This is a genomic window from Limibacter armeniacum (assembly GCF_036880985.1).
Taxonomy (GTDB): domain Bacteria; phylum Bacteroidota; class Bacteroidia; order Cytophagales; family Flammeovirgaceae; genus Limibacter; species Limibacter armeniacum.
The window spans coordinates 2,936,830-2,951,973 of the sequence record NZ_JBAJNO010000009.1 but is presented as its reverse complement, the minus strand read 5'-3'; the positions used below and the strand labels follow the sequence as shown (position 1 = coordinate 2,951,973).

Below are 15,144 nucleotides of genomic sequence, written 5' to 3'. Positions count from 1 at the left end.
ATATTTTGATTGTATTCAACTTTTGAAACAGTCAACAAACCAAATACTTCTTCTCCCAAGACTATTATGAAAAAAGAACTTCGGATTGTATTTATGGGAACTCCAGAGTTTGCGGTGCCTTCCCTCGAAATATTGATAAACAACGGTTACAATGTAGTAGGTGTTATTACTGCTCCTGACAAACCGGCAGGCAGAGGCCATAAGTTGAACTCCTCTCCTGTTAAAGCGTTTGCAGTAGCCAATAACTTAAACGTCTTGCAGCCAAAAAACCTGAAGGACCCTGCATTTCAAGAAGAGCTGAAAAGTCTCAACGCCAACCTTCAAATTGTTGTAGCTTTCCGTATGTTACCTGAAGCTGTCTGGGACATGCCTGAAATCGGCACATTCAACTTACACGCATCGTTGCTTCCTAAATACAGAGGTGCAGCTCCTATCAATTGGGCGATTATCAATGGAGAAACAGAAACAGGTGTTTCTACTTTTTTCCTTAAACATGAAATTGATACAGGAGACATTATTATGCAAGATAGAGAGCCTATCCATGAAGATGATAATGTTGGGTCACTCTATACACGCCTAATGGCAAGGGGAAGCAAACTTGTACTGAAGACGGTTCAAGCTATTGAAAATGACAACTACACTTTAAGTTCGCAACCTGGTGAAACAGTTGAAGCTCCAAAGATCTTTAAGGAAACATGTGAGATTGACCTCAACAAACCTACTAAGCAGGTATATGACTTTATTCGTGGATTAGCTCCTTATCCATGTGCATGGACCAAAATCGAGGGCAAAGTTTACAAAATCTACGACGCGAAAAAAGGTCAGGAAAGTGATGTTACCTTCGAAGGCGACAAAGAGTATGTAACGGACAATAAAACGTATTTCTATCTGAATACAGCCGACGGTTATATCAACATTAAAGAGTGGCAGATGGAAGGCAAGAAACGGATGAAGATTGAAGACTTTCTAAGAGGTAAGCAATTCTAGTTCTAAATAAGCAAAAAGGCTGTGACAAGGATTTTAGATACTGTCACAGCCTTTTATATGTATACTCAATTAGATGGTTATTTTACTATACTGACTACACGGTTTGCAGCAGCATACACACCATTCATTGCAAACTCAGCCAAAGTAAAATCCTTCACCTTGCCTTTTCCTTCTACTTTGCCAAATGATTTCAGTGGGAGGTTACTCGAAATTGTAGCCACAACCCTATCGGCAGTCTCTTTACTGGTAGAATAAGTGTCATTCAATAACTTACCTGAGATTTCAACTGGCATTTTAACTAGCTGAACGGCTTTTGAAGACACTTCTTTTGTCATGCTTAGCGTTGCGCCTACCATTTCTCCAGAACGCTGAAAAACCATTTCACTAAGGTCTCGGCTACCTTGAATCATCTTGGTAGAAGTCTCCCTTCCAAACTTGGCTACATCACTTACCAGTGACTCTGTACGTTTGAAAGTACCACCTGCAAACTCTTTCGTCTGAACAAGGTTTTTGTCAATCATTGTTCCTGCCTTAGTCAAGGTGGTTTCTGTCAGTTCCTTTGACTTGCCCAGTACATCATTAGCTGTTTTCTCAGCTTTTGAAATCACATCCTCTGTCAACGTCTCAGTCTTGGTAATCAGACCTCCCGTTGTTTGTTTAGCATTTTCTAACGCTTTGTTAGAAGCCTCCTCTGTTTTCTGAAGAGCCGAATGCATCAATTCTTCAGCTTGGATAAGCACCTTTCCAGACTGAGCCTTTTCAGCCTCTTTTTTAGTTTTTGTTTGGGATTTTGTTTGCGTGCTCATGACTTTACTTTTTTCTTGTTGACTTTGATTCACGTTTGTTTTAGCGCCAGCACCCGTTGTTTTCTTGGCTGCAGTCGTACGGCTTGTAGAAGTCGTAGACTTTCTCTGCGTAGAAGACGTGGATGTTTTTGCTGTTGTTTTACGAGTAGAGGTCTTTGCTGTACCGGATGCTCCTACAGCAGGTGTAGTTTTTTTTTCGCTCGCACTAGAAGAATTGTCTGCACCTTGTTTTGGAGACGCTTGTTGGTTCTCCTGATTTGTAGTTGGGTTTTGCTGCTTTGCCATAGGTCCTAGGTAATTTATATGTAAAATGAATGCTTATTCAACTCTATATCAAAAAAAATATTTAAATACCATTATTCAAACTATCTAGCATTTAATTTGATAATGTGTGACTTAACTACAACAAGATAACCTACAAGTCATTTATTTGGTAATTTTGTATGTCAATTTTTTTTAAACAAAATGAGATTCCAGTCTCATTTTCTTCCGAAAGAAATACAACTTCAAATACCCTATACTTCACTATTTTATTATAAATTTGTTATTAATGGAACATATTGAATTAGAAAGCAGACAGCTGTCTGACTTAGGGGAAGTTGCCAATAAAATTATTGAATTTGCAGGGCACGATAATATATGGCTGTTTGAAGGCACATTAGGCGCAGGGAAAACTACACTCATAAAAGCGATCTGTGATCAATACGGTGTTGAAGATTTGGTTAACAGTCCTACATTTTCCATTGTTAATGAGTATAGTACCTCTAATGGAAATACAATCTACCATTTCGATTTTTACAGGTTAGATGATGAGGAAGAGGCACTAGATATTGGGTATGAAGAATACGTTGATTCGGGTAAGCTTTGTTTAATGGAATGGCCATCACGTATACCTAACCTAATTCCAGAAGATCATATCCTTATTGAAATTAATCACGGCACTGACGACCAACGGCAAATTAAAGTAAGTAAAGTCAGGCTGTAATACATCTCGCGTTAGGCTACTATTGGTGAGGTGTTACATTAACTCTTGAAAACTATGGGCAAAGAAAAGGAAGGCTTCAAACGAGCTACTGAGGAATTTTACCAATATCACCCTCAGGAAATGATGCTAAAGACACCCCAAAGGCATAAAAACCCAATTACGATTGGCATGCCTAAGGAAACTTGCCGAGATGAGAAACGCATCATGCTACGTCCTGAAGCTGTCAACATACTTGTCAACAACGGTTATGAGATACTGTTAGAGTCTGGTGCAGGAGTAGATGCCAACCTACCTGACCAAGAGTACAGTGATGCAGGTGCCAAGATAGTCTACACAGCCAAAGAAGCTTGGGGTACCGACATTATCTTGAGGGTTTCACCTCCTTCTATTGAGGAACTATCCCATATTAAGAAATCCAAAACCGTTATTACCGCCCTCAATATTAACAACCTGACGAAGGAATACTTACAAGAGATTGTCAGTAAAAAACTGGTCTGCCTAGCTTTTGAGCTTTTAGAAGACAAAGTTGGAGGTTTACCTGTAGTCAGGGCTATGAGTGAAATTGCTGGCAGTACTGTTATGCTAATTGCGGCTGAATACCTCAGCAGCTTTAACAATGGAAGAGGAATTATTCTAGGAGGAATTACAGGGGTACCACCTTCTAAGATTGTTATATTAGGTGCAGGAACTGTTGCCGAATATGCTGCTCGAACAGCTATTGGAATGGGGGCTGACGTAAAGGTCTTTGACAATCACATCTATCGCCTACGAAGATTAAAAGATGTGTTAGGCACTCATCAACTCTACACATCTGTCTTTGACAATGGACAACTAAGGGAAGCACTTTCTACAGCAGATGTCGTAATTGGGGCAGTCCATAGCAATACAGGCCGTCCACTTTCTATTGTGACTGAAGAGATGATTGCCGAAATGAAAGCCAATTCTATTATCATAGATGTCAGCATTGACCAAGGAGGTTGTTTTGAGACTTCCTATCCTACGACACTTCACAACCCGGTCTACAAAAAACATGGTGTTATCCATTACTGTGTTCCCAACATTGCATCAAGAGTTTCCAGAACCGCATCTACTGCTGTCAGCAACATTTTCACCCCTATTCTTACCAAGCTGATAGAAGAAGGTGGTACAGACCAAATGATGCGAATGCATCCTTGGTTCACCAAAGGTGTCTATGCTTATAAGGGTGGTATTACCAATAAGTTTATTGCAGAAAAATATGACTTACCATGCCGCAACTTAGAGCTAATTCTAGCCGCTAGCATCTAAGTTTTTAATAAAGGTCAACTAAAAACCCCTTCTGAAAAATAGTTTTCGGAAGGGGTTTTTAAGTTTTGGCATAAATGCCTCAAATATGCTATTCAAAAAGGTCACGCATTCTATGCATAAATCCTTTTTTCTCTTTTTTATCACTTTCAGGCTGGAAGTTTGGAGACTCCTTCAGCTTCTGCAAAATCTTTTTCTCTTCGGCAGAAACCTTTGTTGGAGTAAAGACATTTACGTGGATCAACTGATCTCCAGTATGATATCCGTTAATATCTTTGATACCCTTATTTCTCAGGCGTAATACCTTACCACTTTGTGTTCCTGCATCAATTGGAACCTTTACTTTACCACTTAAAGTAGGCACTTCAACTGTAGTCCCCAGTACAGCATCTACAAAGTTAACATAAAGGTCAAAGTGAATATTGTTGCCTTCTCTGTGGAACTCCTTGTGCTCGATTTCCTCGATTACAATCAGCAAATCACCTGGGATACCTCCTTGCTTAGGCACATTACCTTTGCCACTCATTGAAAGCTGCATACCATCAGAAACTCCAGCAGGAATCTTGATGTTCAGGACTTCCTCATTGTAAAGTCTACCTTCACCGTGACAAGTATCACATTTTTGGGTAATGGTTTTCCCTTCTCCTCCACAAGTAGGACATGTTGAAGAAGATACCATCTGTCCAAGCATAGTATTCACTACTTTACTTACCTGACCTGTACCATTACAAGTATGACAAGTTTTCAGCTCTGTACCATTCTTAGCACCATTACCACCACAAGTATCACAAGCTACATAGCGTTTAACCTTGATTTTCTTTTCAACGCCATTAGCAATCTCTTCCAATGTCAGCTTCAGCTTGATACGTAAGTTGGAGCCTTTCTTTACACGCTGACCACGACGTCCGCCGCCGCCACCGCCGAAGAAGTCTCCAAAGCCACCACCGCCAAATATATCACTGAACTGAGAGAATATATCTTCCATGTTCATGCCGCCGCCTCCACCGAAGCCACCGCCTTCAAAGGCTGCATGTCCATATCTATCGTAGTTAGCCCTCTTATCAGGGTCGCTCAGAATTTCGTAAGCTTCTGCTGCTTCCTTGAACTTCTCTTCAGCATCCTTATCACCTGGGTTCTTATCAGGGTGATATTTGATAGCTACCTTACGGTATGCTTTCTTGATCTGTTCAGGAGATGCATCCCTACTAATTCCTAATACTTCGTAGTAATCCTGTTTAGCCATGCCAATATTAATGTTTGGGGCAATGCCTAACCAAAAGACAATCCATCACTTTAATGTGACTTTCCTTTGGTTAAGCCCCCATATTTTTTGCCTTAAATTAACTTCCTACTACCACCTTTGCATACCTGATCACTTTATCGTTCAACAGGTAACCTTTTTCTACTGTATCTACTACTTTCCCCTTCAGGTCTTCAGAAGGCGCAGGAATTTGCGTGATTGCCTCATGCTTATCCATATCAAACTCTTTTCCTGTTGGGTTTTCCATTGACTTCAGTCCCTTGTTTTCCAACAGGCTTACAAGTTTGTTCTGAATCAAGTCAACACCCTGTTTGAATGAGTTCAATGCTTCATTTTCTTCATCACCTGAAGCGTGTTTTTGAGCTCTCTCAAAATCATCTACAACTGCCAATAAAGAGACGATCAAGTCCTCATTTGCCGTTTTCATGAAATCCAGTTTCTCTTTGGCTGTTCTTCTTCTGAAGTTCTCAAAATCAGAATACAGTCTCAGGTATTTATCTTTCATCTCAGCCAAATCTTTTGCTAAAGTAGCTGATTTATCTTCTTTCTGCTCTTCTGGAGCTACCTCTTCTTGTGCTTTCACTTCTTCCGCCTCTTTTTCGTTCTTTACATCTGCCTCTTGCTCAGCACCTTCCTGATTTTGCAGTTGCTCCTCTTCGTTCTTTTTATTTTTGATGTCTTCTCTTTCCATTTTGTATTTTTCTTTTGAAAACTATCATTCTGCTGTCAACAATTTTATTGCCAATGACTTACAGCCTTAATAAATGCGCCATTATGACAGCAAAACGCTGACAGCTCTACCTATATCGCCTACAACTTGCTTTCGGTCTTTTGTCAGATTGACAGTATTGACATAACTTCAGTTGGCTATTTAGCTTCTTGCAGCTCCTTAATTGCCAACCAACTCATTAAGCCTACTCCTACTTCAAGTGCATGTTCATCTATATCAAATGTCGGTGTATGTACACCTGAAACAATTCCTTTCTCTTCATTTCGGGTTCCGAGTCTGTAGAAACAGGCATCCAATTGTTGAGTATAGAAAGCAAAATCTTCTGCTCCCATCCAAAGGTCCAATTCTACCACATTCTCTTCTCCCAAGAATTCTTTAGCAGCATCAATTGCCCTGCCTGTCAGCTCCGGTTCATTAACTAAGTAAGGATAGCCTTTTCTAATTTCAAGATCAGCTGTTGCTCCCATGCTTTCCGCAATACCCTCTATCATTCTACGGATTTTTTGGTGCGCTTCTGCTCTCCACTCCTCATTCATGGTACGGAATGTTCCTTCTACCTTTACTTCTCCAGGAATGATATTGGTGGCTCCTTCTGCAATCACCTTTCCGAAAGTCAGTACTGACGGCACTTTGGGACTGCCAATACGACTCACTAGCTGTTGTAAAGCTACGATGATATGAGAGGTGATTACGACAGGATCTACAGACATTTCAGGTATTGCACCATGTCCTCCTTTTCCTTTAACAGTCAGGTAAATTTCATCTGCACTAGCCATGTACATGCCCTTTCGGAAACCTACTTTACCGACTGGAATCAACGGCATTACGTGCTGACCAAGAATCTTGCTCGGACTTGGGTTATTTAATGCACCATCCTTAATCATCAAGGATGCCCCTCCAGGTACCTTTTCTTCTCCTGGTTGGAAAATTAATTTTACAGTTCCTTCAAACTGGTCACGCAACTTATGTAAGACTTGCGCTACACCAAGCAAAGACGAAGTGTGGACATCGTGTCCACAAGCATGCATCACACCCGGCACTCTTGATTTATAAGGTACCTCATTTGCCTCTTCAATCGGAAGTGCATCCATATCAGCACGCAAAGCGATTACTTTCTTATCAGGATTTACTCCTTCAATCAACGCAACCAACCCTGTTTCTGCTTTTATTTCCTGCGTAACGATACCATAAGAACGAAGCTTTTCTGATACAAACTTTACAGTTTCATGCTCCTGAAAGGACAACTCGGGGTTTGCATGCAGATGTCTTCTATTGTAGACAACTTCTTCCAATATGCTATTACTGATTTCCTTGATTTGGTTTTTGAGGTCTCCTACTGTCATAAAATTGAGTATTATAACTCCAAGTAAATAGCGCTATCTGCTAAAGCACCTTCTTGAAAACAAAATGATTAATTAATTTCTTCCTGTATTACCAATATTTAAGAAACCCATCAATGGGTAGAAAAGTTGGCGGAAGCATCTTGAAAAGAGCAGATTGTGTAGCAATCCATAAATATAAAGGGAAAGCACATATAATAGCACTTTCCCTTTAGTTGTTTTATTTTATTTCGAGAAATATGCCTTATTAAGAGGCACTGCTTCCTTCTTTCATACGCTCTGCGTTGTCAGCAATTCTCAACTTTTCAATAAAGTCTTCAATACTGCCATCCATCACGCTTGGTAAGTTATAAACAGTGTGGTTGATACGGTGATCTGTCACACGGCTTTGTGGATAATTATAGGTACGGATTTTATCCGAACGGTCACCACTACCTACCATTGATTTTCTTTGTGCACCAATCTCTTCGTTGTGCTTTTCAAGCTCTTTCTCATAGATACGAGCACGCAATACGCTCATCGCTTTGTCAAGGTTCTTGATTTGTGACTTCTGATCCTGACACTGTGCTACGATACCTGTTGGAATGTGTGTCAGACGAACAGCTGAATATGTCGTGTTCACTGACTGACCACCCGGCCCTGAAGAACAGTACGTTTCTTTCTTGATGTCACTCATCTTAAGGTCTACCTCTACATCTTCGGCTTCTGGCAGTACCGCCACTGAAGCTGCTGATGTATGGATACGTCCTTGTGTCTCTGTAGCAGGTACTCGCTGTACACGGTGTACTCCTGACTCGAACTTCAGTTTACCATATACATCCTCTCCTGATACAGAAAGAATAATTTCTTTGTAACCACCTGAAGTTCCTTCAGTGTAATCCATCAAAGAAACCTGCCAACCTTCCGTTTCAGCAAACCTTTGGTACATACGGTAAAGGTCGCCTGCAAACAAGGCGGCCTCATCACCACCTGCACCTGCACGTATCTCTACGATTACGTCTTTGCTGTCATTAGGGTCTTTTGGTATCAACAATTGCTTCAGCTCTTCTTCCAAAGGCTTCTGTCTTTCCTGAAGCTCATCCAATTCCATCTTAGCCATTTCCCTAAAGTCAGGGTCTTTTTCATTGGATAGAATATCCTTGGCTCCTTTAATGTCAGCCAAAAGCTTCTTGTACTCTTCGTAGGCTACTACGATTTTGTTGAGTTCCTTGTATTCTTTATTGAGCTTTGCATAAGCTTTCATGTCTGCCATTGCTTCAGGCTGAACAATCATCTCGCTTACCTCTTCAAAGCGTTTCTTTATTTCTTCTAACTTGTCGATCATACTTGTTCTGATTATCAGACCGCAAAATTAATCTTTTTTTTCTGATGCCACTAATCTCTTTCACAAACAAAGCGGTCATCGGGAATGTCTTCTTGCTTAAAAAATGCAAATTGACATCTTAATTGTTCCGTCTACTTTCCCTTGTACGGTCATATGTAGAGTTTCCGGTATCATCCCACTCCCTAATGATGTAAGGCTCAAAATTATCATCATAAGTTTTTTTACGGTACTGAGTCTCCCTCTTCTTACTCCCTCTACCATACTTATCATAATACTCAAACCATCTGTTTACCTTATGACCATCCCGATAAGTGCCCGTTTCCATTAACCTGCCACTTGGATAGTATTTCAGGTAAGTTCCATCCTTTACTCCATACTGATATGGAATGACTTCCTTTACCTTTTTCCGTTTTGAATCGTAATAAGTGATTTCTGCATTTTTAGGATACCCACGATAATAGTAAACCTTATCCTGTATCATGAGATCGTCATTGTAACTGTCTCTTTGATAAGATATCCAACGCCCTGTACGTACACCTTTATAAAATTGCCCTGTTACTAATGTATCTCCGTTCACAATTTTCACATAAGTGCCATGCAAAGGCATCCCGTATTTTCTGTGGATCTCATTAGTCTTTTCTATTTTTCTTTTATCATGATTGTAGTAAAACTTAGAGGCTACATACCTATCTGGGTCTTCCCACTCTCTCAGAACAAAAAACAACTCAAACTCCACATTGTTTCCTCGAACTTTCTTCGTAAAACGTTTTTTGGTCTTAATATTCCAAAAGACGTTCTTCTTTTTCTTTTTTACCCTTCGCTTTACTAATTCCTTTTCCTCGTTTTTCCCTGGGTTCAGTTCGATAGTTGGGTCATCTTCATCCAACTCACTAAGTTTCACCACAACAGTACTATCTGGCTTAGCCTGATCTTCGGACACACTAAGTTCCTGAGCTTGAGCAAAAGCAGTAAAATAGCAAAGCAGCAATATTGAAATGAAAAATCTTTTCATGATAGATAGGTTTTGTTGCTTAAGGTCTCTAGTTACAGTAAAGTATTATACCTCAAGACTGTTCCGTCTTTCTTATTTTAGGTCTTTTATTGTAGCAGTTATCTTCCAACAAGTTCAATTCCAACAGTGACCATATCGTCGTACAATACACTATCTTTTACCTAAATATTGAATATAGATCTAATTGAACTCATTTCCTCCTAAAGAAGTTTAATCTCTTTTTCAGGGAATTCTCCCAAAAATAATAAAAAGAAAGCTTCATCAGAAGTAATCTATCTGATGAAGCTTTCTTTCTTCTATTCTGATTCTAATTAGAACCCATCATCGTCGTCATCTGTATTGGTTGGTGTTGGGGTATCATTCAGGATATCATCTCTTTGTGTATCCGTATTTGATGGAGGAGCTCCTCCCCAATCACTCACATTCAGGTTCAGTTCAAAAGGATACTCATTTTGCAAGTATTTGCCTGAGTACATATCAAAGAACTGAAGTACCTTCTTGGTGTCTGCCAAGTTTACATTGTCTTTACCTTTTGTAAAAGCCTCATTAAACGCCGCATTGGATGACATCACTTCCACTCCATCTCTTTCAAAAGACAGGTAGTACCAAGTGTCAAAATGCTTATTTTTCAACAGCATTCGACAAGTATAATCATTGGCACCACGACCGACTTTAGGAAACTCTATAATTCCTTGCAGCCAGTGGTTTGCTTCTTCACCAAACATTCCTGCCATTCCTATCTCACCAGTACTATAAAATGCCGCTTCTGTTGGAGACCACATCAGGTCTACTTTTGAGAGTAAGATCTCACTTTTCAAGCCTTGCATCACATCAAAAATAGCCTCTTGCGAGATTTCTTCAGGAATATTGTTTTCTGGAATCAACTGCACAGCCCTTTTCAGGAAATTTTTCAGGTTTCGCTTTTCAATTGAAGTCTTTTCGTGCTCATCCTTAGGACCAAGGTCTTTACTAATTTCTTTTACAGCCCTTTGATCCATTGGAATTAACAAACTAAGGGATACTTCAGCTTTGAATGAACTTGCTGAGTCCATCTCAACATCTTCAATGTTCATCTTACCCATTCCGGCAGCTTCCAAAGCATACTTTACTTTTTCCTTAGACTTCACTAAGTCCATCTTACCCAAAAAGTCTATTTCCTTTTTCTTGACATCATACCTTAACTGGTTTCCTTTTAGCAACTCGTATTCTCCATAGCTGTCAGGTAAGATACTATACACTTGCTTTGTTGTATCATATGACAGCAATCCATCTGCTTCCATTACAGACCTTGCACTACCCAAATTACCATCCAGCTGCATAAATGCACCTAACAGTGTTTGAGCTCCCATACCAAGGTATAAACCTGCTTTAGGACGTTTATTCAAGCCATCTATCTTCAGGTCATCATTCACCACAACTGCTGCAATTGAATCAGGAGCTTCATAATCATCATTTTTGGAATTGTAGACGAACCAATTGTCCTGATGGTCTTCCAGATCAAGTCTGATTTTACCTTTAAAGCCCATTTTTTCACGGTCATCTACCAATCGTACTTTTCCGGCAAACAAAAGTCCTGGCTTAAACAAGAAGGCATCATCCTCCATAATTTCACCTCTTGCTTCTGTTTTCATCTCAATAATTCCATCATCATTTTTCAGTTCCTGCTGAATGAATTTATTGAAAAAGAGTTTACTCTCCTGACCTATCTCATTCACATACTGATAGTACCCATTTCCTTCAAACTCTTTTCGGGACTTTATCTGAATATCAGCTTCCCTGATGGTATGGTATCTTGTAAATGCATTGAAGACCACAGTTGCATTCTTTAGTGTCTCTACTTCTGCATTGGTTCTTACTACCACTGTACTATCCACTGGGTGAATATCAGCGTTGGCTACCCTAATTTTCTCAACCCCTGTAGCTCTCAAAGAGTAATCCTTGAGATTATATTCTGCATGGGAACCGTTAAACATCAACTCATCCTGTTCAGGGTGAACGGAAATAAATTCACCTTTTTCACCATCTCCACTACTCATTCTTACAATACCTTCATCAATCAACCATTCAGCCTGACTGATATCTGTCTTGAACATATTGTTTGGGAAACGGATTTCTGAATCCTCTTGCTCTTTCCTAATTGTCACCTGATTGGTAGTAAGGTCACCATGTACGTGCATGTTCTTTCCGTATACAGCTTCCTTATCCCCTTCGTTCAAGCTTTTGATCCGGAAGTCTGATCCATAACTATCATAGGTAGTTTTGTTGAAACGGAAATCTGCTGACTTATTGGTGGATGATGCCATTTCTACCACACCATCTCCTGCTACCTTTTCAGGCATCAAGGCTAGCGTTCCTTGGAAAAGAATTTCATCATCTCCTGAGTGTGTATCTGTATAAAGTCTGAATGGAGCTGAATCTTCAGTATGGAACACCATACTATCCCGCTCTACATACCAACGCATATGATAACCATCCATATCCACCCTTGGGTGTTGCTCAGACTCAATTCTTGCTGAGTTACCAAAGGTCGAGACAGAGTCTGTATAAAACTCAAAGTCATCCGACTTAAAGGCACTACCTAAATATTGCAGTTCTCCCTTACCTCGAAGTCCTTTAGCATTCAAGTTCAGGTTCCCATCAAAGCTTGCTTTTCCTCCATATACAGGATAAGTCATTCGAGGTCTTGAGAAACCAAAGGCATTATCTTCTGTATTCAGACGTAGTGTATCTTCAATTTCCTCAAAGATTCCTCCCGAATGGAACGTTCCTTTAAAACTTGCTTCCAACTCTTCATTGGTATTGGCTACATTAATTTCAGGAATATCAAAATAAACTTTTTTCTCCTCTGGCATCGAATCAGCGGCTACTTGTGTCAACTCTGAGTTTACCTGATGGTCAAAGTTCATCCGTCCACCATTTTCTGAATGGAATCTCGGTGGAATATCAACCAATCCACTTTTATTGTTAGGGTGAGATACATATAAAATGCCTCCTGTATTTACAATTGAGTTGGGCGCTTGCTTGGTAGCACCATTCTGATCCCTTATAAGAAATGAAACGGAATCAATATCTGTCAGCACCACTTTGAATGAGTCATACTCAAAGTCAAACTGCGATCCACGGAATACAAGGTTACCGGCTGTAAGCGTACCTCCAAATTGCATATCCCTATTCTGCTTAAAAATCACCTCGTTCTCTGACGGTATGATCTTTACATTAAGCGAATCACTGACAGCAAACCTGCTTACACCTCTTACTTTCAGCGTACTGTCTCTCAGGTTAAGTGTTGCATTCGATTTAGATTCGATTCGAGACGCCAAAGCCAAGTTATCAAAGTCTGTAACCCTTTCCAGTTTAGCTGAGTCTATCGCTGCTCCTCGGTTTTTTCTTTCCCGATTAAAGCGTTGGTAAGCCTGATGGTAAAAAATACCTTCATCCTTCAACAGAATTTGATCTGTACTTGTATTGTACTCTATTAACCCTTCTAAAGTCAGTGGCCATAAGCTTTTTCTGAATGCATCAGGGTTTACATGTCGTGATTCTGCTACTTTTCCTGCTTCTACTACTTTGGTTCTGTTTTCCCATGCATAACCATATATCATAACCAGTGGGTGGAAAGAACGAAGTCCTTGAAGACGTTTGAATTTTGATGGATGGAAAAAGCGATCAGACTCTACAAATGTAGGGACTTTGTTAGCTGCATTCAGCGTTTTAATATTGATACTGTCAGCTTTCAAATCCCACTCAAAAAACTCTGAGTCAATGTTGAGTTTGTGGAATGAAAGATTGAACGGTGTGTATTTCCTTACTCCTTTACTTCGTCTGAATGTGACATTCTGCTCTTTCATGTCATAGCGAACAGCCACTTCATCATGCTGTAATGAGTCATTCTCCTGATAATAGATCACCATACTCGCCGCTGGTGAATAAATCAGAGAATCATTATAGACAAACCCTTTTTTTGACTTAGCTACGAAAAGTGTTGTATCAGCCTGAAAGACTTCTAAAGAAGACCTTCCCATTGATAGGGAACCTGTATTCATCTTTTTCCCTCGAATCGTAAGTCCACCGACTAGCTTTACTCCATCTTTTCCTTTCAATACTACATCCAATCCATAAGACTGAAAAAATGGGTACTTGGCTTTTTCTTCGTTCGTATTATCACGTTGCAACTGATATTCAAAACGACCTCTTACCATTGAGTCCGTATATTGCAAAAAGTGGAGTTCTGCTTTTCCTGCTTCCATCCTACCTGAAGAAATATCAAATGCATAATGTGGCAAATCACAGTATGCTTCTTCCTGAGGTATGGAAAGGTTACTCCAAAACATTCTACCAGCGCTTCCTACAAGTGTATCGTTTTTGAGTAACAAAGAACCACTAACCTTTTCAATCAGAACCGTATCAATGATGGACTCTACCCTAAAGTTAGCATCTTTGATTTCCATAAATGGTCCTAAAACGTCTGGTAATGGCGCTTCCATTGAAGGGTCATAAGTAGCAGTGTTCTCTTTTTCAAATGCAAAAACAGCTTCATTTGGAGCAGGCTCTTCATACTCCTCTACATTATCAACATCTTCTCCATCCCAGCTTCCGCTCCACTCACCTGTGTCACTTCCTGTACTGCTGTCTTCCCAAGAACCATCCCATGCATCATCCCAACTCTCAGTCTCTTCTTCTGAAGATTCATCTGAAGGATTATCATCAGGCCAAGCTTCTTCACTTGTTCCCTCTGTATTCGTTTGCTGTTCCTCTTCCTCCAAATGACCAAACCATTCTTCTTTTTGCTCTACAGAGTCAGCTTTAGCTGCTACTTCAGGTTTGATTTCTGCATCCCCTTTGATCAATGAACCATCAGGAATATGTCCAAACTCAACAGTACCTCCTTCTACGATAATAGTATGGAATCGTGAATGGTAGAGTTTCTGTTCCTCAAGGAAAAGTCGAGACCTGTGAAGAAAGTTTTTAGCAATATTTGCCGGATAAAGAGCCACCACAGAATCTGCTATTTGCATAAAACGTGTCAGCTGCTCAGAGGAAAACTTACCTTTTGCTCCACCTGCTGCTACACAGGCATAATAGTTTTCTATGTCTTTATTCGCAGGAAATCGCTTCAGGTACATTCTCTTGGAAGTAGTAAAGAGTAAGTCCTTCTGATCTTCAGACAACTGCCCTTCAGATAAAGATAGCATGTCCATCAACACGGAATCAGCCGTATGGCTTGTCGATCTAGTCAACAGGTTTTCTATGTCAGATGTAAGACTGTCTTTTTCTGTAAAAGGAAGAATGGCAAATGTCCGTACTTGCTTTACCTGTTCAGGCTCTTCCTCCAAGTCCTGTGCAAAGACACTAAAGGGAAGAATCAACAGCAATAACAGGCTAATGTAGTTCAGATACCGAATGTTCATTGGGCTG

10 protein-coding genes are annotated in these 15,144 nt (G+C 40.1%); 3 read left to right on the top strand and 7 right to left on the bottom strand.

Annotated elements, in window-relative coordinates:
• The first annotated feature begins 66 nt into the window (after positions 1 to 66).
• The gene (gene fmt, locus V6R21_RS29980; protein WP_334247179.1) at positions 67 to 987 is read left to right on the top strand and encodes a methionyl-tRNA formyltransferase; all 921 of its coding nucleotides are present in this window, start codon (positions 67 to 69) and stop codon (positions 985 to 987) included.
• 77 nt (positions 988 to 1,064) lie between these two features.
• Here the strand turns inward: fmt and V6R21_RS29975 are convergent, their stop codons facing one another.
• On the bottom strand, positions 1,065 to 2,078 hold the full coding sequence (locus tag V6R21_RS29975) for a hypothetical protein (RefSeq protein ID WP_334247178.1): 1,014 nt from the start codon (positions 2,076 to 2,078) through the stop codon (positions 1,065 to 1,067).
• A 265-nt stretch (positions 2,079 to 2,343) separates the two neighbouring features.
• On the opposite strand from V6R21_RS29975, the gene tsaE reads away from it, so the two are divergent.
• Positions 2,344 to 2,778 (top strand): tRNA (adenosine(37)-N6)-threonylcarbamoyltransferase complex ATPase subunit type 1 TsaE, encoded by a 435-nt coding sequence (gene tsaE / locus V6R21_RS29970; RefSeq protein WP_334247177.1) that lies wholly within the window; start codon positions 2,344 to 2,346, stop codon positions 2,776 to 2,778.
• Between the two features lie 54 nt (positions 2,779 to 2,832).
• Positions 2,833 to 4,065: an alanine dehydrogenase gene (locus tag V6R21_RS29965; protein WP_334247176.1), complete on the top strand. Its 1,233-nt coding sequence runs from the start codon at positions 2,833 to 2,835 to the stop codon at positions 4,063 to 4,065.
• 88 nt (positions 4,066 to 4,153) lie between these two features.
• On the opposite strand, the gene dnaJ is transcribed toward V6R21_RS29965, so the two are convergent.
• The 6 genes from dnaJ to V6R21_RS29935 all read right to left on the bottom strand — a co-directional run bounded on the left by dnaJ (position 4,154) and on the right by V6R21_RS29935 (position 15,137).
• Positions 4,154 to 5,305: a molecular chaperone DnaJ gene (dnaJ, locus tag V6R21_RS29960; RefSeq protein WP_334247175.1), complete on the bottom strand. Its 1,152-nt coding sequence runs from the start codon at positions 5,303 to 5,305 to the stop codon at positions 4,154 to 4,156.
• Positions 5,306 to 5,402: 97 nt separating this feature from the next.
• Entirely contained in the window at positions 5,403 to 6,014 is a 612-nt protein-coding gene (locus tag V6R21_RS29955) for a nucleotide exchange factor GrpE (protein WP_334247174.1), read from the bottom strand.
• A gap of 176 nt (positions 6,015 to 6,190) precedes the next feature.
• A complete protein-coding gene (locus tag V6R21_RS29950; RefSeq protein ID WP_334247173.1) occupies positions 6,191 to 7,396 on the bottom strand; it encodes a M20 metallopeptidase family protein in 1,206 nt (401 codons plus the stop codon).
• Positions 7,397 to 7,640: 244 nt separating this feature from the next.
• Positions 7,641 to 8,717, bottom strand: a complete 1,077-nt coding sequence (gene prfA, locus V6R21_RS29945) for a peptide chain release factor 1 (protein WP_334247172.1) — start codon at positions 8,715 to 8,717, stop codon at positions 7,641 to 7,643.
• A gap of 118 nt (positions 8,718 to 8,835) precedes the next feature.
• Positions 8,836 to 9,729, bottom strand: a complete 894-nt coding sequence (locus V6R21_RS29940) for a toxin-antitoxin system YwqK family antitoxin (RefSeq protein ID WP_334247171.1) — start codon at positions 9,727 to 9,729, stop codon at positions 8,836 to 8,838.
• A gap of 311 nt (positions 9,730 to 10,040) precedes the next feature.
• The gene (locus tag V6R21_RS29935) at positions 10,041 to 15,137 is read right to left on the bottom strand and encodes a hypothetical protein (RefSeq protein WP_334247170.1); all 5,097 of its coding nucleotides are present in this window, start codon (positions 15,135 to 15,137) and stop codon (positions 10,041 to 10,043) included.
• Positions 15,138 to 15,144 lie beyond the last annotated feature (7 nt).

Coding starts and splice junctions, on each gene's coding strand:
- tsaE (WP_334247177.1), top strand. CDS start 2,344: ATGGAACATATTGAATTAGAAAGCAGACAGCTGTCTGACTTAGGGGAA.
- V6R21_RS29965 (WP_334247176.1), top strand. CDS start 2,833: ATGGGCAAAGAAAAGGAAGGCTTCAAACGAGCTACTGAGGAATTTTAC.
- fmt (WP_334247179.1), top strand. CDS start 67: ATGAAAAAAGAACTTCGGATTGTATTTATGGGAACTCCAGAGTTTGCG.
- prfA (WP_334247172.1), bottom strand. CDS start 8,717: ATGATCGACAAGTTAGAAGAAATAAAGAAACGCTTTGAAGAGGTAAGC.
- V6R21_RS29955 (WP_334247174.1), bottom strand. CDS start 6,014: ATGGAAAGAGAAGACATCAAAAATAAAAAGAACGAAGAGGAGCAACTG.
- V6R21_RS29950 (WP_334247173.1), bottom strand. CDS start 7,396: ATGACAGTAGGAGACCTCAAAAACCAAATCAAGGAAATCAGTAATAGC.
- V6R21_RS29940 (WP_334247171.1), bottom strand. CDS start 9,729: ATGAAAAGATTTTTCATTTCAATATTGCTGCTTTGCTATTTTACTGCT.
- dnaJ (WP_334247175.1), bottom strand. CDS start 5,305: ATGGCTAAACAGGATTACTACGAAGTATTAGGAATTAGTAGGGATGCA.
- V6R21_RS29935 (WP_334247170.1), bottom strand. CDS start 15,137: ATGAACATTCGGTATCTGAACTACATTAGCCTGTTATTGCTGTTGATT.
- V6R21_RS29975 (WP_334247178.1), bottom strand. CDS start 2,078: ATGGCAAAGCAGCAAAACCCAACTACAAATCAGGAGAACCAACAAGCG.